The organism is Streptomyces sporangiiformans (assembly GCF_005768555.2).
Taxonomy (GTDB): Bacteria; Actinomycetota; Actinomycetes; order Streptomycetales; family Streptomycetaceae; genus Streptomyces; species Streptomyces sporangiiformans.
The window spans coordinates 48711-66161 of the sequence record NZ_VCHX02000044.1 but is presented as its reverse complement, the minus strand read 5'-3'; the positions used below and the strand labels follow the sequence as shown (position 1 = coordinate 66161).

Here is a 17451-nt window from a genome sequence, read left to right as displayed (position 1 = left end):
AATCGGCTCCCAGCAGACGACCCCGACCAGGGAGGACAGGGTGCCGGCGACCCCAGCGGTCCCCGACGGAAAGCGGCCGACACTCGCAGACGTGGCGGCGCGGGCGGGCGTGTCCACGGCGCTGGCCTCCATCGTGATGCGCGGCACGAAGGGCGCCGGCGCCGCCACCCGTGAGCGTGTCCTCGAGGCCGCGCGGGAGATCGGTTACCGTCCGGATGCCCGGGCGCGGCTGCTGCGCAGCCACCGTTCCCAGCTCCTCGGGGTGCAGTTCGGCCTCCAGCATCCGTTCCACTCCGACCTGCTGGAGAGCATCTACGCGGCGGCCGAACCGGCCGGGTACCAGATCGCACTGAGCGCCGTGGCCGCCGGGCGCGGCGAGCAGCGCGCCGTCGAGACGCTGCTCGCCGACCGTTGCGAGGCGCTGATCCTGCTGGGTCCGCAGGTACCCGCCGCGCGACTGGCCGAACTTGCCGGGCAGTTGCCGGTCGTCTCCGTGGCCCGTCGGCTGCGGCCGTCCATCCCGGGCCTGGAGGTCGTACGGACCGCCGACGACGAGGGAGCCCGCCAGGCGGTGGACCACCTCGTCGCTCTGGGCCACCGCGACATCGCCCACATCGACGGCGGCCGGGCACCGGGCGCAGCCGACCGGCGCCGTGGCTACCGCACCGCCATGAACCGCCACGGCCTGAGCGAACACATCCGCGTCCTCGCCGGCGGGCTGACCGAGGAGGACGGCGCCGCGGCCGCCCGGGGCCTGTCGGAGGCCCGCCCACGCCCCACCGCCGTACTGGCCTTCAACGACCGCTGCGCGACCGGCGTTCTCGACATCTTCCTCCGCTCCGGCGTCGCGGTCCCCGGCGACATCTCCGTCGTCGGCTTCGACGACAGCCATCTGGCCCGCCTGGCCCACATCGACCTCACCACCGTCGGACAGGACATCTCCCGCCTCGCCGGACTCGCCGTCAGCCGGGCTGTCGCACGCCTGGAGGGTGACAAGGACCCCGCCGGGGAACACGTCATCGCCCCCCGCCTCGTCGTCCGGGGAACGACGGCATCGCCCCACTGAACCCCGGACACCGACCGGACCCTCGCCCCGATACGAGGGGGCTGTAGTCATCACGGATTTCTGGACAATTCGGGGGAGATTTTGACACGGTGAGGCGCACCGGCCCGGCAATCGAACACGTGGCCGATGTTTCCTGGGGGTCCAGCCATGCCATCCGCCTGCCTCGCACCGGACGTCGCCGCCTTCTACCGCGCACAGAGTGTGTTCTCCGATCCCGGCGCCCTCGCCCCGCTCTACGCCGACCTGCCGGATGACCCGGCTCAACTCGCCCGTATGGCACGTGACCTGCTGATCCACCGCCTGGAGGGGCGGCAGTTCGGGTATGCCGTGCCGCAGGATCGCCTGCACCACGACGCCGAGACGCGCTACGTCGACGACATCCTGCGGATCATCTTCGAGCGGAACGGCGCCCCGCTGACTGAGCGGCGCGCGGCCGGTGACCGCTTCGTCGGCGTCTGCCGCGACTTCGCCCTGCTGTACTGCTCGTTCCTGCGCCACGCGGGCATACCCGCGCGCCTGCGGAGCGGGTTCGCCGACTACTTCGGCTCGGACGGGTTCCACGGCGACCACGCGGTGACCGAGTACTGGGACGACGAACGCGGCTGGGTGCTCGCCGATCCGCAGTTGACCGACCCGGTGATCTTCGGCACATGGAAGGGGGACTTCGACCCGATGGACGTGCCCCGCGACCGCTTCCTGGTCGCTGGCAAGGCGTGGCAGGCCATCCGGGCGGGCGACGCCGCCCCGGAGACCTTCGGGCTCCACCCGCCGGAGGAGGGGCCGATGTTCGGGGAGTGGTTCGTGGCGCAGGACATCCGGATCGACCTCGCCGCGCTGAACAAGGTCGAGACGCTGCTGTGGGACGTCTGGGGCATGGAAGCGGGCCGCGAGCGGGAGATGACGGACGCGATCCGCGAACGGTACGACCAGGCCTCGCTGGTGTCGGTCGACGACGTCTCCTTCGCCACGGCACGCAAGCTGTTCGCGGAGAACGACAGGCTGCGGACTCCGAAGACGGTGCGTTCGCTGGCGCCGTTCAACGGCCCGAGCGACGTCACCCTCCGGACTCTCCGGCCTGGCCGGTAAAGCGAGTTCGCGCCGAATCCGAAGAGCGGGCGGACCCGGTGAACCGGACGCCGCGGCGGCACGTACTGATGGAGGGCTTTCAACATGTTGGTGCCCTCGCGTTGGTGACGCGGTGTCAGGACGGTCGCACGGGAGCCATGGATGAGGCATGCACGACGGAACGTTCAGCGGTTCGCGCGGTTCGCCGCCATCGGCGGGCTGGTCTGCGGAGGGCTGATGGTGTCGCACGCCATGGCGAGCGAGACGCCGGACGATCCGACCGCGCCCGGCGCGGTGACCCGGGCCGCTGAGACGGGCCGCGGTCTCGTCTCCGAGCTGGGCACCACCCGTACGGCGGGCACCTGGATCGCGGAGGACGGAAGCCCGGTCGTCGCGGTCACCGATGAGGAGGCGGCGGCCGACGTACGCCGCGCGGGCGCCCGCGCCAAGATGGTGGACCACAACATGCGCGACCTCCGCTCCGCCAAGGACACCTTGAGCGACGCGCCCCGCGTCTCCGGCACCTCGTGGTCGATGGACTACAAGTCCAACCAGGTCGTCGTACGCGCGGACACCACCGTCTCCGCCGACGAGTGGGCACGGATGACCAAGCTCGCCGAGAGCATCGGCAAGTCCGTACGCATGGAACGCACCGAGGGCACGTTCACGCCCCGGCTGAACGGCGCCGCCGCGATGTTCGCCGGCGCCGGACGCTGCTCGGCGGGCTTCAACGTGACCGACGGAAAGACCAACTTCATTCTGACGGCGGGCCACTGCGGACCGACGGGCACCACCTGGTTCTCGGACCAACAGGGCAGAGAGCGGGTGGGGACGACCGTCGCCGGTGAGTTCCCCGGCAGCGACTTCTCCCTCGTGGAGTACCCCAGCGGGACCGCGCTCACTGGAGCCGACGTGGTGTCCGTCGGCAACGGCCAGGGCGTACGGATCACGGGGGCGGACGATCCGGCCGTCGGGCAGAAGGTCTTCCGCAGCGGGAGCACCACGGGCCTCCAGTCCGGCGAGGTGACCGGCCTCGACACGACGGTGAACTACCCGCAGGGCACGGTCAGCGGGTTGATCGAGACCACGGTGTGCGCCGAACCCGGCGACAGCGGCGGCCCCATGTTCGCCGATGGCCGGGCGCTGGGCGTCACCTCCGGAGGCAGCGGGGACTGCGACAGCGGTGGTACGACGTTCTTCCAGCCGATCACCAAGGCGCTGGACACGCTGGGCGTACAGCTGGCCACCGATCCCCAATCGGACGCCAAGGACACGCCCTCCGCCGGCGACGACGGCAACGGCGCGGCGGCACCGCCGGCCGGGTCGGGCGGCACAGGCCCGGGAGAGACGGTGCCCGGCGGCGGGCAGACGGACACGGCATCGTCGCCGTTCGACCAGGTCGCGGAGTACCGGAGCCTCGGGCCGGGACTGTTCGTCATCGCGGGAAGCCTGGTCGCGCTGGTGGCGATCAGGATCCGCTCGGAGCGGGGACGCAGGGCGTACCGCCAGCAGTACTCGCAGAGCTGGGGCTGACGCTGACAGCCGCCGTACATCCGTGCTCCCGCGTGCGTCACCGCACCCGTGCCGCCACCGCTGAGGCGTGAGCGGTTTACTGGGGGGATGACGCGTCCCAGCCCAGCGACCGAAGACCGCGCCCCCGTCGTCGTCAGTACGGCCGGCTCCTTCGCCCGGAGCGTGCTGGACGAGCGGCACCCAGCCCTCATCGAGCGCGTACGGCGGGCCACGCCGTACCCGCCCGAGCAGCAGCGCGCGCTCGACACCCTCCTGGAGGAGATCACCAAGGGGGAGATCGAGCGGCTGGACGACGACGCACCGGGCGCGGAGCGATGGCGCCACGAGCCGTTCTACGGGCAGCGCTGGCCGGACGTGCCGTTCCTGTGGGCGGAGAGCTTCTTCTACCGCAAACTCCTGGCCGCCCTGCGCTACTTCACGCCGGGCCCCTGGCAGGGCGTCGACCCCTTCGCGCCGTTCAAGAACGCCGAACTCGCGAGCACCAAGGTCGACGACGAACTGTCCGCACTCGACCGCCTCCCCGGGCTCCCGGTCGAGGAGCAGGACCGCACGCTGCTGCACTCCTCGCTCTGGGGCAACCGGGCCGACCTGGGATTCCAACTGTCCACGGGCACCGAGGGATTGGGCGAGCGCGTACCGGGACTGGTGACGGACGACTCCGCCGCGCTCTGGGAGATCCTGGCCGACGAGCGGTCCGGCACGGTCTGCCTGGTCGCCGACAACGCCGGGCCCGAGCTGCTCCCCGACCTCGTACTCGCCGACCATCTGCTGACCACGGGCCGGGCGACCTCCGTGGTCCTGCACCTCAAGCCGTATCCGTACTACGTCTCCGACGCCACCACCGCCGACGTCCTCGCCTGCCTGGACCGGCTGTCCACCGCCTCCGGATACGCCCGGGACATCGGTGAGCGGCTGCGGCACGCAATCACGAGCGGCCGCCTGATCCCGCGCACCCACCCGTTCTCCTGCGCACCACTCCCCTACGCGCACATGCCGGCCGACCTCCGCGACGACTTCGCGTCCGCCACCCTCACCGTCATGAAGGGCGATCTCAACTACCGTCGCCTCGTGGGCGACCGTCACTGGCCCGCCACCACGCCCTTCTCCGATGTCACCGCGTACTTCCCCGGCCCGGTGGCCGCCCTGCGCACGCTCAAGTCGGATGTCGTCACGGGGCTGACGCCCGACACCGTGGCGCGGCTGGACGCGGGTGCCGAATCCTGGCGCACGAGCGGCACGCACGCCCTGATCCAGGTCAGGGCGTGACGTTCCTGCCACGGGGCCCGCGAAGCGCCGTCACGAGCACCGCATAACATCACCGGTGATGAGCAGCCGAACGCCGCAGAGCGGACCGCGTGTCGCATGGAGCGCGGCGCTGTGGCCTGCCCTGGGCGTGCTGCTCGCGACACTGGCGATGTGCCTCGCGACAGGGGCGTACGAGCACGGGGAGCGGGCCGCCGCTCCCGTGGCCGGGGTGTCCGTCCCCGCCTCCTCGGCCGAGGAGCGGCTGGTCTCCCCCGGCGACGACCACGACAAGTGCTGCGGCAGACCGATCCGTGAGACACGTGCGGTGCTCCCCGTGGGGACGCAGCCGCTGCCCGCGGTCCTGCCCCGCGCACCGTTCGTGCCGCCGTCGGGCACCACTGCGCACCTGCTCGATCTGCCGTCCCCGCGCGGCGCTCCCGATCTCCATGTCCTCCAGGTGCAGCGGATCTAGACCGACGTCCGTTCAGCGACGTCCATCAGAGACTCCCTCACCCACCGCCGCACGGGATTCCCGTGCGGCGGGGACAAGGAACGTATCCGCATGAGCAAGACCAGTAAGAAGTCGGCCGCCGCGGCGCGCAAGGAGCGCATAGAGGAGATGCGGCGCGCGGAGAAGGCCCGCGAGCGCAGAAACCGCATCCTCACGATCACGATCAGCACGGTCATAGTCGCCGGGCTGGTCGGCTTCGGCGCGTACGCCCTCGACAGCGCCAACGACAAGGAGGAGGCGCAGAGCGCGGCGGCGAAGAAGCCCGTGAAGGGCGAGAAGTCCTGGGACGCGAAGAAGCTGAGCCAGAACCACGTCGCGAAGAGGGTGTCGTACCCGATGAACCCGCCGGTCGGCGGCGACCACCATCAGGCGTGGATGACCTGTGACGGCACGGTCTACACGAAGGCGATCCCGAACGAGAACGCGGTGCACTCCCTGGAGCACGGCGCAGTGTGGGTGACGTACAACAAGAAGGCGGCGGACGCGGATGTGAAGCGTCTCGCCGACAAGGTCGACAAGACGCCCTACACCCTGATGAGCCCGGTCGACGACCAGGCCGGGGCAATCACTCTGTCGGCCTGGGGCCACCAGCTCAGCGTGAAGAAGGCGTCCGATCCGCGGGTCGAGCAGTTCTTCACGAAGTACGTACAGGGCGCGCAGACCCCGGAGCCGGGAGCGGCCTGCACCAACGGGGTGACCGGGTAGTGCGGGAGCGGCGCCGGGCTCGTCCGCGAGTCCGGCGCCGCGGACGCGCGTTTTCTGGCAGGCTCGGCTCCGGACGCACGGTCCGGCGCCGGGCAGGAGGTCTGGGATGGAAACGCTCGACTCGCAGGATCCGCTGGCCCTCACGGTGACCGAGGCGATCCGCACCGGTGACCTGCCGACGCTCAGGCAGTGCCTCGCCGAACATCCCGGACTGGCCACTGCGCGGATCGTCGAACGGGACGGCGACGCTGCGGGGAGCCGGAGCCTGCTGCACATCCTCGCGGACTGGCCCGGTCATTTCCCGGGCGGTCCCGCGGTCGTCGCCGTCCTCGTGGCGGCCGGCGCGGACCCCAACGCCCGCTTCGACGGAGCCCACTGCGAGACCCCACTGCACTGGGCGGCGAGCAACAACGATGTCCTCGTGCTCGACGCTCTCCTCCAGGCGGGCGCCGACATCGAAGCCCCGGGCGCCGTCATCGGGGGCGGCACCCCGCTCGCCGACGCACGCGGCTTCGGCCAGTGGCGGACGGCGCACCGGCTCGTCGAGCTGGGCGCTAGGACGACGCTTCAAGATGCCGCGACACTGGGCCTGTCGGACCGGGTGAAGGTCTTCGTCGAAGGCCCCGAACCAGCGGACCACGGCGCCGTCACCCGTGCCTTCTGGGGCGCCTGCCACGGCGGCCAACTGGCCACCGCCGCATACCTTCTCGAGCACGGCGCGGATCTCGACTGGATCGGTTACGACAACCAGACCCCGCTCGACATCGCCCGCGCCGTGGATGCCGACGCCATGGTCCGATGGCTGCGCGACCGAGGCGCGAAGGGGCGCGCCGAACTGCCCTGCCCCCGAGGCACCGAGGCCGCCGTGAATCGGCAGGTGCCGTGGATCCGCAGGTGCCGGGGACCCACAGGTGCCGGGGGTGAGTCAGATGCCGGGCGACAGCAGCCAGGTCAGTACGAGCATCGTCTCCAGATGGAGTTCGGGGTCGGGACAGGTGCCGTCGGTCAACTGGCTGATCTGGCGCAGGCGGTAGCGGACCGTCTGCTCATGGACGTGGAGGCGTTCGGCGGTGAGGACGGCGTTGTCTCCGCAGCGGAGATAGACCAGCAGCGTTTCGAGAAGCGGTGTGCGGCGGCGGGGCGGGAGTGCGAGGAGCGGTCCGAGCAGGTTGGCCGCCGCGGCTTCCAGGAGGTCCCCCGACTGGAAAGCCGAGAGGACGGCCACTTGGTCGACGCAGCGCAGCGGCGCTTCGGCGGGCAGCGTCCCGCGCTCGACCAGGTCAAGGCCGCGCCGCGCCCAGCGCAGCGACACCGCGCCCCGGTCGACGGGCACCACGGGCCCGAGCACCGCGCCCTTGGCCTTCGGGAGCCAGCGCGGGCCGGGATCACGTGGGTCGGGCAGGATGAGGTACGGGGCGGCGGGGCTGCGGTCGGCGAGCACCTCGGGCGGCAGGACATGCATCTGCGGATGGTCCCCCGCCGGCAGGGCGAGCACGGCGAGGGTTCGGGGCAGCTGCCACCCGGCGGCCGAGGCCAGCTCGGTGAGCGGCTGTGACTCATGGCCGGCATCGGCCACCAGGGCGTCGCGCAGCCGGTCCCGCTGTACCTCCAGCGGGTCGCGGCTGCACTCGTCGGCGTATCCGCGCGAGGCCGCCGCGATGGCCGTACCGATCAGGTCGAAGGCGTCCTCGGTGAGGGTCGCCAGTACGGACTCCGGCCACTGCTCCCGGTACGCGTCCTCGATGAGACGGCGGCACGCCACCCGCCCTGCCAGGTCGAGCGCGTCTCTCAGCACGTCGAGGGGGCGGCCGAGGCGGCCGTGCTGGGCGCCGATGCGCTCGTACAGGGCGATGATCTCGGCGGTGGCGGCGGGTCCGGGCCGGGTCACGTCGTGGATCGAGACGAAACAGCTGACCGTCTGGTCGATGATCTGGCGCACCGAGTAGCCGTTCATGCCGTTGGCGGCGTTCGCGTAGTCCGGCAGCCCGGTGCGGACGGCCTCCTCCATCTCGTCGACGACGGCCGGCATCTGCCTCAGCAGCATCCGACGCATCTCGCCCGGGAGGGGCCCGGCGTCCTGTGGATTGGCGAGGGTCAAGGTGCCTCCCGTGGATTCCCGTGGGGCCCGACAAGCCTGCGGGACTCGTGTGACGTACGCCAGATTTCGCACGCGAGCGCACGGCGATACTGTCATGCGCCTTACACTCCAGACCACGACGACTGCCCCTCTCGTGCTAGCAAGGGAGTTGCCACGTGTCAGCTGCCGAGCCGTTCTTATCCAGGCGCCCCTGGCACGATCTGCCTCCGGCCCTCGCCCCGCTGCTGCGCAACCGGCTTCCGGATCTCACCACGGAGATGGTGCAGGCGATCCGCCACGAGGTTCGCGGCTACCGGCAGCCGATCGGCTCCGCCGTCGCGCGCGACCTCGCCGAGGCGGTCGGTCTGGCCGCCACCCAGTTCACCGAGCTGATCGAGGATCCGGACGCGCCACAGCACCACTATGTGCCGCGCTTCCGACGGCTGGGCAGGCTGGAGTACCTGAGTGGGCGCGGCATGGAAGGGCTGCAGGCCGCGTACCGGATCGGCGCCCGTGTGGCGTGCCGCCGCTACGCGGACGTGGCGCGGGGCGCGGCGCTGCCGGGGGACATCGCCGTCCCGCTGAGCGAGGCCGTGCTGACGCACATCCACGCGCTGGCCGGGGAGTCGGTGACGGGTTACGAGGCGGCGCGGGCCGGGACCACCGACGAGGTCCTGCGCAGCCGCCGTACGCTCGCGGCACGGCTGTTGGAGCGCCGCCACGATCCGCTCGCGGAACCGCTGCCTGACCTCGCCCGCAGGGCTGCCTGGCCGCTGCCGGAACAGATCCGTTGTGTGCTGCTGCCCGCCTCCGGCAAGGTGCCCGGTCTCGACGCGGACATCCTTCGGGTGAGCAGGGGCGGTGAGGTGCACCTGGTGGTGCCCGACGACAGGCTGTTGACGGTCTTCGAGGGCACCGGCGCGGCCGTGGGCCCGGCCGTACCGCCGACCGAGGCCTGGGTCTCGCTGCACTGCGCCCGGCTGGCGTGGCGTCTGGGACGGGTCAGCGCCGAGGATCACCTCTCGGAGCTGCACCTGCTGCACGGCTCCCCGATCGGAAGTCTCCTGGCGGATCAGGTACTTGAGCCGTTACGAGCCCTGCCGCGGGGCAAGGCCGAACGTCTGACGGAGACACTCGACGCGCTGCTGGCCTCCACCGGGCGTACGGCCCCCGAAGTCGCCACCGCGCTGGGCATCCATCCGCAGACGGCCCGCAACCGGCTGCGTCAGCTGTCCGCCCTGTACGGCGACCGGCTCGACGACCCGGCCTTCCGGTTCGACGCACAGCTGGCGCTGCGCAGCAGGTCACCGCGGCTTTCCGTACTCCCCTGACAAACTTCCGTACAGAATTCAGCAGTTGAGTCAGAAGCGATACTGAATACCCGTCAGCATGCTCTGGTCGCATGAGACATGCGAGCACCCGTAGCGCGAAACGAATCGGACTCCTCTCCGGCGCCGCCGCCCTGGCCGTGGGCGCGAGCCTCCTCCCCCACGAGGCACTGGCCGGCCCCGGGGACTACCAACGTGGCCCCGCGCCCACCGAGCAGTCCATCACCGCCGAGCGGGGCCCCTTCGCCACGGCCCAGACGACGGTCGACGGGCCGAACTTCAACAAGGGGACCGTCTACTACCCCATCGACACCAGCCAGGGCACCTTCGGGGCGGTGGCCATCAGCCCGGGATTCGTGTCACCGGAGGCCGTCGTCAGCTGGTACGGCCCCCGCCTCGCGTCCCAGGGCTTCGTCGTACTGACCCTGGAGACCAACTCCCTCGTCGACCAGCCCGACGACCGGGCGACCCAGTTGGTCAACGCGCTCGACTTCCTCGTCACGAACAGCTCCGTGAAGAACCGCATCGACCCCAACCGCCTTGCGGTGATGGGCCATTCGATGGGTGGGGGCGGTTCGCTCAAGGCGTCGGAGCTGCGTCCCTCGCTCAAGGCCGCCATCCCGCTCATGCCGTGGAACAACGACAAGACCTGGCAGGGCGACAGGGTACCCACGATGATCATCGGCGCCCAGAACGACGTCATCGCGTCGCCGGCTTCGCACTCGAAGGTCTTCTACGACAGCCTCACCGGCACGCCGGAGAAGGCGTACCTGGAGCTGCGGGGCGCGGACCACATGGTGGCCATCTCCCCCAACGTGACGATCGCGAAGTACAGCATCGCCTGGCTCAAGCGGTTCGTCGACGAGGACGTGCGCTACGAGCAGTTCCTCTGCCCGGCACCGGTACCGAACCAGCAGATCAGCGAGTACCGGAACACCTGCCCGACGGGGTAACTCCGCGCCCGCGCCGCCCCGTCGCCCTACGACCCGCCTCGCCCGAGTTCCGCGAGGCGGGTCAGGGCGGGCAGCGCGTCGGCGATCACCTGCCGTTCCTCGGGCGTGAGTTGGGCGAGAAGCGGGATCAGATGGCGGGTGCGGTCGTCATGGCGGGAGCGGCCGATCCTTCGGCCGGCCTCGGTGATGTGGACGAGGACGGCGCGCCCGTCGTCCGGGTCGGGGCGGCGCTCCACCAGCCCGTCCCGCTCGAGCCGGGTGACCAGCTGGGTGATGCCGGGCTGGCTGATCTGTTCGGTCCTGGTCAGGTCGGTCAGCCGCATCGGGCTGCCCCTGAACGCGAGGGTGTCCAGCACCGACAGCGTCGTGAACGGCAGCTTCTCCAGCGTGGGGAGCCGGATGTAGAAGCGGTTGAAGTTCTCGATCGCGGCGGTGAAGGCCTGCGCGTCCAAGCCGTCGTGGGGAGTGTTCGGAGTGTCGTTGTCGTCCACGGCCAGAAATATATCGCACACTTATTTAAATTGCTTATGCTGTGTCATGGAGCCGCCCCGTCGGCGACCGCGCGCCTGCCATGCGCGCGCCTGTCGACGGGGCACGTCACACCTCGTACGCGCAAGGAGAGGGACCCATGACTGTTCGTATCGGCATCAACGGCTTCGGGCGGATCGGCCGCAACGTCTTCCGTGCGGCAGCCGCCCGCGATGAGGACTTGGAGATCGTCGCGGTCAACGATCTCGGCGATGTGGCGACCATGGCCCATCTGCTGGCCTACGACTCGATCCTGGGCCGCTTCGCCGGCGAGGTCGTGGCCGAGCCCGGCGCGATCCGGGTCGGCGACACCGCCGTCAAGGTCCTGGCCGAGCGCGACCCCGCCGCTCTGCCGTGGGGCGATCTGGGCGTGGACGTGGTCATCGAGTCGACCGGCATCTTCACGGACGCGGCCACATCCCGCGCACACGTCGACGGCGGCGCGAAGAAGGTGATCATCGCCGCGCCGGCGAGCGGCGAGGACATCACGATCGTGCTCGGTGTGAACGAGGACGCCTACGACCCCGAGCGGCACACGATCATCTCCAACGCCTCGTGCACCACCAACTGCCTCGGCGTACTGGCCAAGGTGCTGCACGACGCCGTCGGCATCGACTCCGGGATGATGACCACCGTCCACGCCTACACCCAGGACCAGAACCTCCAGGACGCCCCGCACAAGGACCTGCGCCGAGCCCGCGCCGCGGCGCTCAACGTCGTCCCCACCTCCAGCGGCGCCGCCAAGGCCATCGGTCTGGTCCTGCCCGAACTCCAGGGCCGCCTCGACGCCTTCGCCCTGCGGGTGCCCGTGCCCACGGGCTCGGTCACGGACCTGACGGTCGCGACCAGCCGCCGCACGAGCGTGGAGGAGGTCAAGGAGGCATACGCCCAGGCCGCCGCCGGCCCGTACAAGGGCGTGCTCTCCTACACCGAGGCACCCCTCGTCAGCACCGACATCGTCACCGACCCCGCGTCCTGCGTCTTCGACGCCGGACTCACCCGCGTAGTGGGACCGCAGGTCAAGGTCGTCGGCTGGTACGACAACGAGTGGGGCTATGCCAACCGCCTCATCGACCTGTCACTCCTGGTCGGCAGCACGCTGTGACGTCGGCATCCTCCCGTCAGGACTGGGGCGGGCGGTCCCGACGCTCGGTGCCGAACTCGTCCTTGAGCCTGTCCTGGCCGGTGTCGACCTGACCGCCGTACCGGCCCTGGGTCTTGTCGTCCACGGTGTCGCCGGACTTGTCGATCCCCTTGCTCGTCCGGTCCTCGTGGCCCTTCAGCATGTTCTTGATCTTGTCCATCATGGACATGGGAGATCCTCCTGATCCGCTCGCCCCCCACTCGTCCAGGGTCACCGCAGGTGGGGGGATTCGCATCCCAGGCAGGATCCGGAGCACCCCGGGGGTCGGACCCGCGGGGCCCGGCCCTCGGTGGATGGGCCGGACCCTATGCCTCCGTACGGCACTCCGGGTGGCCCCAGCCGTCGTTGTTCTTGGCGATCGTCGTGCCCGCCGCGTACGGGCGGCCACAGCGGCAGCGGCCGGGGAACTTGGCCTTGAGGGTGCGGGCGGAGGAACCGGAGGCACGCTTACGCGGCGCCGCGGCCTTGCCGCCCGGTGAGGCCTTCTTCGCCGCGGGAGACGGCGGCGGCTCCGGCGACCCCTGCCCACTGCCGGCCGCCTCCTGGACGAAGGCGGCCTGGCTCGCCGCCCGGTCGGCGAAGTCGTTGAGCGGGTCGCCGCCGACCTGATGCGCGGGCACATAACGGAAGTCCACCGAGCGGCCCTCCAGCAGCTCGTCGATCCGTACGACGAGCTCCTGGTTGGCCACCGGCTTGCCGGCCGCCGTCTTCCAGCCCTTGCGCTTCCACCCGGGCAGCCAGCTCGTGACGGCCTTCATCGCGTACTGGGAGTCCATCCGGATCTCCAGCGGCACGTCCGCCGCCACGGCCGTCAACAGCCGTTCCAGTGCCGTGAGTTCGGCGACGTTGTTGGTCGCCGTGCCGAGCGGCCCGGCCTCCCACTCGACGGGAGTCCCCGTCCCGTCGGCGATGACCCAGGCCCAGCCGGCGGGCCCGGGGTTTCCTTTCGACGCCCCGTCACACGCGGCGATTACGCGTTCAGCCATGCGTACGATCATGCCAGCCCGCGCCGCCGGGGGACCCATCGGCCGGTCCGTCGTCGAAGTCGGTCCGCAGGCGCGGGCCGCGGCCGCTCCGGGGAGGCTCGGGCACGGGTCACGGTCCGGCGTCGACGCCCTAAACGCGTCCCTCGGAGGCCGCGGGGGGTGAGCTATGTTGAACCCTTGTGGGAGACGAAGGAGGCGCATCGGTGCCATCGCCGCAGCAGGCACGCGCACAGGCGTCTGCGATCACCTCGGGGAAGCCGGTCTCCGAGGCGGAAGCCGCTCCCACCTCACGACTGCGGGCGCTCTTCGACGGCCCTCGGCTCTCTCCCGGGCAGCGACGCATCGCCCAGTACCTGATCGAGCACATCACCGAGGCCGCGTTCCTGTCGATCACGGATCTCGCGGATCGGGTGGGTGTGAGCCAGCCCTCGGTGACACGCTTCGCGACGGCGGTGGGCTTCAGCGGCTACCCCGCGCTGCGGGAGCGGCTCCAGTCGATCGCGCTCAGCGCCCTCGCGAGCACTTCCGACGACGGCGAGGAGGCCCGCCCGAACGAGCTCCAAGCGGCCGTCGACGCGGAGATCGACAACCTGGAGAACCTGCGGCGCGACTTCGCCGATCCGGCGCAGGTGATCGAGGTCGGGCGCGCGCTGTCGCGGTCGACGCCGCTGACGGTGCTCGGTCTGCGGATCTCCTGCTCGCTGGCCGAGTACTTCGCCTACGCCGCCCGCCGCATCCATCCCGACGTCCGGCTGGTCACGCGGGGTGGCAGTGTCGCGTACGACGCCCTCCTCCAGTCACGCGAGGCGGGCGGGACCTGGGTGCTGGCCTTCACCATGCCGCGGCACGCACAGGAGACGCTCACCGCCATGCGGGTCGCACGGCGCGCGGGCCTGAAGGTCGCCCTGATCACCGACCTGGCGCTCGGGCCGCTGGCCGACGAGGCCGACGTGGTCTTCGCCTCCGGCACCGGCTCGCGCCTGGTCTTCGACTCCTACGCCGCGCCCGTCGTGATGTCCGCGGCGCTCCTCCAGGCCATGACCGACGCGGATCCCGAGCGCACGCAGGCCCGCCTGGACGACTACGAACAAGTCGCGGAACAACACGCGTTCTTCCTCAAGGACTGAGGCTCCATTCCCGGGGACCGGGGTGCACAAGAAGGCGCGCTCACCCCTCGCAAGGCACGATTCAAGAGGGTTTCACATGAATTTTTTCATTCCCTTGCGTACCCGACGGTATATATGAATACTTCTCGCTGATCGGGAGGTGGGTTCCTGATCAGCCCGGGAAAGGCGCTCCCTTCTCGCATCGGACCCGGGCGCACTGAACGGGCACCGCTCGCGCACGCCCGTTGGCGGTCCCGGTCATCCCCTAGCCGGGGCCGCCAAGAATCTGACGACCGGCCGGCCGGCCACCTTGGGAAGCGATGACGATGTCCCTGACGTACTCAGCGATCAGCACGGACTGGCCCTGCCAGGTCAAGACGCCCGGTACTCGGGACTGGGAACGGTCGGCGTCCAAGTGGCTGCGTGAACTGGTACCGGCCCGCTACGCCAGCTACCCGCTGCTGATCCGTCAGCCGATCCTGCTCGCCCGCCACGCGCAGATACAGCTCCAGCAGGAGATTCGGGTCGTCCGTACCGCCCTGCACAGCGCGCGGGCCGAACTGCCCGCCCTCGGGCTGCCCGAGTCCGTCATCGAGCACACGATCAAGCTGTACGCCGCGGAACTCACGCAGTTGAACCACATCGCCCGGGGTGTACGACTCGTCTCCCAGGCCCTGGTGGACAGCGGAAGCGTGCGGCACGGCCACTGAGCCGACATGTGCCGCCCCGGCGGGTTCACCGCCCTCGGCCATCGCTAGTCTGCCGGGATGCGTGATGGGGGAAGCAGAAGTGACACCGGTGACGACCGTGACGTCGACCGGCCCGAGGACGGACTCGACGAGCTGCCCGAGGATGCGGCGGATCAAGCGGATGAAGTCTCCGAACGCCCGGCAGACACAGCCGACGAGCCGCCCGCTGAAGTCGGTGGCCGTTTCGGCCCGCTGAGGCGGCACCGGCGACTCGTCGTCTGCGCGGCCGCGTTGGTGCTCGCCGCCGGGGTGTCCGTCCCCCTCGCCCTCGCCTACTCCGGCGGGGACAAGTCCTGTTGGCAGCTGCCCGCCTCGACGCGGGCGCTCGCCGACGATCCGGCGGCCGCCACCGAGGCGTTCGATCCGGGCGAGGATCTCAAGCGCTTCGGCTCCACCAGGAAACTGCTGGCGCACGAGAAGGTGTGCGGAGACGGCGCGCGCGCCCTCGGCCGCGTGGTGAACGCCGCCACCCGCGCCGCGGGACCGGGCGAGCCGCACACCATGGCACAGGCACGAAGCGCCTACGCGGTGGCCGCCGCACTCCACGGAGTCGAACTCCCCGACGGGCTCGCGCCGGGCGTGGCGCGGATGTTGGCCGAGTACGTGGTGGACGTGGGCCGCGACGACAGGATCTTCGACGACCAGGTGACCGGCCCCGCGGTACCCGCCGAGGGGGCCCAGCCCGACGAACGGGGCTATGTGTGGCTCGGTCGCTTCCTTGCGCCCCGCGAAGCACACGTGACCTTCGGATACGGCGACAGCCTCACACAGGCCGCCCCGGACATCGAGATCCTGGTCGCCGAACTCGCCAAGGACCCCGAGGCGTTCGCGATCCTCTACGACGCCGAGCGCGCCTGCTTCGCGCACTACCTGGAGCGGCTGACCGACGAGGGCGGCAACCCCGACTTCCGCGGCTCGACCGACAAGCGCTTCCCGTCGACCGACCAGGACTGGCCCGACAACGACATCGAGGACCTGTCCGGCCGTATCGGCAACCTCATGAAGTACCGCGCCCGGTACGCGAGGGACGGCACGATTCCCGACCTCGCCGCCTTCGACAAGGCGGTACGCGCGCACACGCGCGGCACGTACCGTCCCGCGTCGAGGCAGCTCGGCACGCGTCCGCCGATGGGCGACATCGCGGACCGGCCGGTGACCGGACCCGTACGCGGTGACCTGATGGACGGACGGCACCAGCTGGCCACGGTTCTCGCCGGGTGGGCGAAGGAGCGGAACGTGTCGGACGAACGCGCCTCGGCGATGCGGCAGTTGATGGACGACGGGTACGTACGCGCGCTGTGGCTGATGTGACGGGACCGGGCCGGCAGCCCCTCAGAAATGGAACCGCAGATCGGAGCAGCCGCGCCGGTTCACCTGATCCTGCGCGAACCGCTTGAGCAGCCGCTGCTGGGCCGCCTTGCCGACACCCGGGATGTCCTCGGACCCGCCGAGCGCGTAGTTGGCGGCCTCGCCATCGCAACGTGCGGAGGCCGTCATGGACCGGAACTCGCCGTTGCCGTCCTCGAAGTTGAGGCGGTTGCTCCAGTCGCCGTACCACGCCACGAACGCCAGCGACTTCTCCGAACCGGACTCCCCGTCCCCGCTGGAGACGTCGCAACGCCCCGTGGGTGCCGCGTTGTTCATTCCGACCTCGACCCGCCAGTCCGCGCCCTTCGGCAGCCCGGCCTCGGCCACCCACCCGCAGGCGGTTCCCTTGGCCTCCGCCGTCGACAGGGTCTTCGGATCGGCCTCCGGGTCGGCGGGCACAGCGCCTCCCTTCGGGGCCTTGAGCGGCTCGGCGCCACAACCCAGCCGTTCGGAGGCCGAGTTGGTGAGCGCGACGGCCGCCTCGTACGCGGCGCCAGGCACCCCGCTCAATGTGTCCGTGCCCATCCATGTGCGCACCAGAAGCTTGCGCTGCCGGCCTTCGGCATCCTCGCCGAGGTCCGGGCAGGGCAGCAGGAGGTTGATAGCGCGGTAATCGTCGATGAACCCGGGGAGCCCGTCGGGCAGAACCCCCTGCCGAGAGAAACCCTCCTCCGGGAAGGCGCCGAAGAACTCCCGGTCCTGGTCGTCGCGTCGGGTGTAGGCCTCCATCTCGATGAGCCGCGAGTTCTGGATCTCGTCGCCCTCGATGGTGAGGTCGCAACCGTAGGAGCCGAGCCCGTCGCTCTGCCGGGACTCCTCGCTGTCGAGATGCGCGCCCTCGGGCGTGAGCCGGTCCACGACGTCCCGGGGCAGCGCCCCGTGGCAGGCGCTCCCGGCCAGCATCCAGTCCCGTGCGTACGGCTCGGCCACATAGCCGGCCACTCCCAGGACCACCGCAGCCGTCACTGACACCTTGATCCAGCGCCGCACCGTTTCCGACCCCCGTCACGCCGATTTCACGCCAACTCCCGCCCCACCGGCGGACACAGGGCCGGACCCTACTGGTTGCCCACGGAGTCCTCTCCCC

Annotated in this window: 17 protein-coding genes and 1 pseudogene; 13 read left to right on the top strand and 5 right to left on the bottom strand. The window is 70.7% G+C overall.

Features of this window, described 5'->3' with window-relative positions; all coding sequences use genetic code 11:
- Window positions 1-40: 40 nt before the first annotated feature.
- The 7 genes and pseudogenes from FGD71_RS03345 to FGD71_RS48385 form a co-directional block, all read left to right on the top strand.
- A complete protein-coding gene (locus FGD71_RS03345; RefSeq protein ID WP_119098856.1) occupies window positions 41-1066 on the top strand; it encodes a LacI family DNA-binding transcriptional regulator in 1026 nt (341 codons plus the stop codon).
- 147 nt (window positions 1067-1213) lie between these two features.
- A complete protein-coding gene (locus tag FGD71_RS03340; RefSeq protein ID WP_119098855.1) occupies window positions 1214-2152 on the top strand; it encodes a transglutaminase-like domain-containing protein in 939 nt (312 codons plus the stop codon).
- Window positions 2153-2293: 141 nt separating this feature from the next.
- Window positions 2294-3664 carry a S1 family peptidase gene (locus tag FGD71_RS03335; protein WP_119098854.1) on the top strand — a complete coding sequence of 457 codons (1371 nt, stop codon included), beginning with the start codon at window positions 2294-2296 and terminating at the stop codon, window positions 3662-3664.
- An 87-nt stretch (window positions 3665-3751) separates the two neighbouring features.
- Complete coding sequence (locus tag FGD71_RS03330; protein WP_119098853.1) at window positions 3752-4930, top strand: damage-control phosphatase ARMT1 family protein; 1179 nt, start codon at window positions 3752-3754, stop codon at window positions 4928-4930.
- A gap of 58 nt (window positions 4931-4988) precedes the next feature.
- Window positions 4989-5381, top strand: a complete 393-nt coding sequence (locus FGD71_RS03325; protein ID WP_140935813.1) for a hypothetical protein — start codon at window positions 4989-4991, stop codon at window positions 5379-5381.
- A 90-nt stretch (window positions 5382-5471) separates the two neighbouring features.
- On the top strand, window positions 5472-6125 hold the full coding sequence (locus FGD71_RS03320) for a thioredoxin-like domain-containing protein (RefSeq protein ID WP_119098851.1): 654 nt from the start codon (window positions 5472-5474) through the stop codon (window positions 6123-6125).
- Between the two features lie 106 nt (window positions 6126-6231).
- Window positions 6232-6579, top strand: a pseudogene (locus FGD71_RS48385) (ankyrin repeat domain-containing protein); the annotation flags it as partial.
- 471 nt (window positions 6580-7050) lie between these two features.
- On the opposite strand, the gene FGD71_RS03310 reads toward FGD71_RS48385, so the two are convergent.
- Window positions 7051-8223: a PucR-like N-terminal domain-containing protein gene (locus tag FGD71_RS03310; protein ID WP_140935812.1), complete on the bottom strand. Its 1173-nt coding sequence runs from the start codon at window positions 8221-8223 to the stop codon at window positions 7051-7053.
- Between the two features lie 155 nt (window positions 8224-8378).
- On the opposite strand from FGD71_RS03310, the gene FGD71_RS03305 reads away from it, so the two are divergent.
- Window positions 8379-9533: a PucR-like N-terminal domain-containing protein gene (locus tag FGD71_RS03305; RefSeq protein ID WP_119098849.1), complete on the top strand. Its 1155-nt coding sequence runs from the start codon at window positions 8379-8381 to the stop codon at window positions 9531-9533.
- A 71-nt stretch (window positions 9534-9604) separates the two neighbouring features.
- A complete protein-coding gene (locus FGD71_RS03300) occupies window positions 9605-10483 on the top strand; it encodes a poly(ethylene terephthalate) hydrolase family protein (RefSeq protein ID WP_119098848.1) in 879 nt (292 codons plus the stop codon).
- Window positions 10484-10509: 26 nt separating this feature from the next.
- Here the strand turns inward: FGD71_RS03300 and FGD71_RS03295 are convergent, their stop codons facing one another.
- Entirely contained in the window at window positions 10510-10974 is a 465-nt protein-coding gene (locus tag FGD71_RS03295; RefSeq protein WP_205571084.1) for a MarR family winged helix-turn-helix transcriptional regulator, read from the bottom strand.
- 137 nt (window positions 10975-11111) lie between these two features.
- Between FGD71_RS03295 and gap the strand changes: the two genes are divergently transcribed.
- Window positions 11112-12116: a type I glyceraldehyde-3-phosphate dehydrogenase gene (gap, locus tag FGD71_RS03290; protein ID WP_119098847.1), complete on the top strand. Its 1005-nt coding sequence runs from the start codon at window positions 11112-11114 to the stop codon at window positions 12114-12116.
- A gap of 16 nt (window positions 12117-12132) precedes the next feature.
- On the opposite strand, the gene FGD71_RS03285 is transcribed toward gap, so the two are convergent.
- Complete coding sequence (locus FGD71_RS03285) at window positions 12133-12324, bottom strand: antitoxin (protein ID WP_119098846.1); 192 nt, start codon at window positions 12322-12324, stop codon at window positions 12133-12135.
- Window positions 12325-12460: 136 nt separating this feature from the next.
- The gene (locus FGD71_RS03280; RefSeq protein ID WP_119098845.1) at window positions 12461-13153 is read right to left on the bottom strand and encodes a ribonuclease H family protein; all 693 of its coding nucleotides are present in this window, start codon (window positions 13151-13153) and stop codon (window positions 12461-12463) included.
- Window positions 13154-13344: 191 nt separating this feature from the next.
- Between FGD71_RS03280 and FGD71_RS03275 the strand changes: the two genes are divergently transcribed.
- The 3 genes from FGD71_RS03275 to FGD71_RS03265 all read left to right on the top strand — a co-directional run bounded on the left by FGD71_RS03275 (window position 13345) and on the right by FGD71_RS03265 (window position 16307).
- Window positions 13345-14268, top strand: coding sequence for a MurR/RpiR family transcriptional regulator (locus FGD71_RS03275; protein WP_162931004.1), 924 nt, complete (start codon window positions 13345-13347; stop codon window positions 14266-14268).
- A 299-nt stretch (window positions 14269-14567) separates the two neighbouring features.
- On the top strand, window positions 14568-14957 hold the full coding sequence (locus tag FGD71_RS03270; protein ID WP_119098843.1) for a hypothetical protein: 390 nt from the start codon (window positions 14568-14570) through the stop codon (window positions 14955-14957).
- Between the two features lie 57 nt (window positions 14958-15014).
- Window positions 15015-16307, top strand: coding sequence for a hypothetical protein (locus tag FGD71_RS03265; RefSeq protein ID WP_119098842.1), 1293 nt, complete (start codon window positions 15015-15017; stop codon window positions 16305-16307).
- Between the two features lie 21 nt (window positions 16308-16328).
- On the opposite strand, the gene FGD71_RS03260 is transcribed toward FGD71_RS03265, so the two are convergent.
- A complete protein-coding gene (locus tag FGD71_RS03260) occupies window positions 16329-17330 on the bottom strand; it encodes a hypothetical protein (RefSeq protein ID WP_140935811.1) in 1002 nt (333 codons plus the stop codon).
- Window positions 17331-17451 lie beyond the last annotated feature (121 nt).

Bases quoted from the DNA above. Each gene is read 5' to 3' on its own strand.
- FGD71_RS03340 (WP_119098855.1), top strand. From the start codon at position 1,214: ATGCCATCCGCCTGCCTCGCACCGGACGTCGCCGCCTTCTACCGCGCA.
- FGD71_RS03335 (WP_119098854.1), top strand. From the start codon at position 2,294: ATGAGGCATGCACGACGGAACGTTCAGCGGTTCGCGCGGTTCGCCGCC.
- FGD71_RS03330 (WP_119098853.1), top strand. From the start codon at position 3,752: ATGACGCGTCCCAGCCCAGCGACCGAAGACCGCGCCCCCGTCGTCGTC.
- FGD71_RS03325 (WP_140935813.1), top strand. From the start codon at position 4,989: ATGAGCAGCCGAACGCCGCAGAGCGGACCGCGTGTCGCATGGAGCGCG.
- FGD71_RS03320 (WP_119098851.1), top strand. From the start codon at position 5,472: ATGAGCAAGACCAGTAAGAAGTCGGCCGCCGCGGCGCGCAAGGAGCGC.
- FGD71_RS03300 (WP_119098848.1), top strand. From the start codon at position 9,605: ATGAGACATGCGAGCACCCGTAGCGCGAAACGAATCGGACTCCTCTCC.
- gap (WP_119098847.1), top strand. From the start codon at position 11,112: ATGACTGTTCGTATCGGCATCAACGGCTTCGGGCGGATCGGCCGCAAC.
- FGD71_RS03285 (WP_119098846.1), bottom strand. From the start codon at position 12,324: ATGTCCATGATGGACAAGATCAAGAACATGCTGAAGGGCCACGAGGAC.
- FGD71_RS03280 (WP_119098845.1), bottom strand. From the start codon at position 13,153: ATGATCGTACGCATGGCTGAACGCGTAATCGCCGCGTGTGACGGGGCG.
- FGD71_RS03270 (WP_119098843.1), top strand. From the start codon at position 14,568: ATGACGATGTCCCTGACGTACTCAGCGATCAGCACGGACTGGCCCTGC.
- FGD71_RS03265 (WP_119098842.1), top strand. From the start codon at position 15,015: ATGCGTGATGGGGGAAGCAGAAGTGACACCGGTGACGACCGTGACGTC.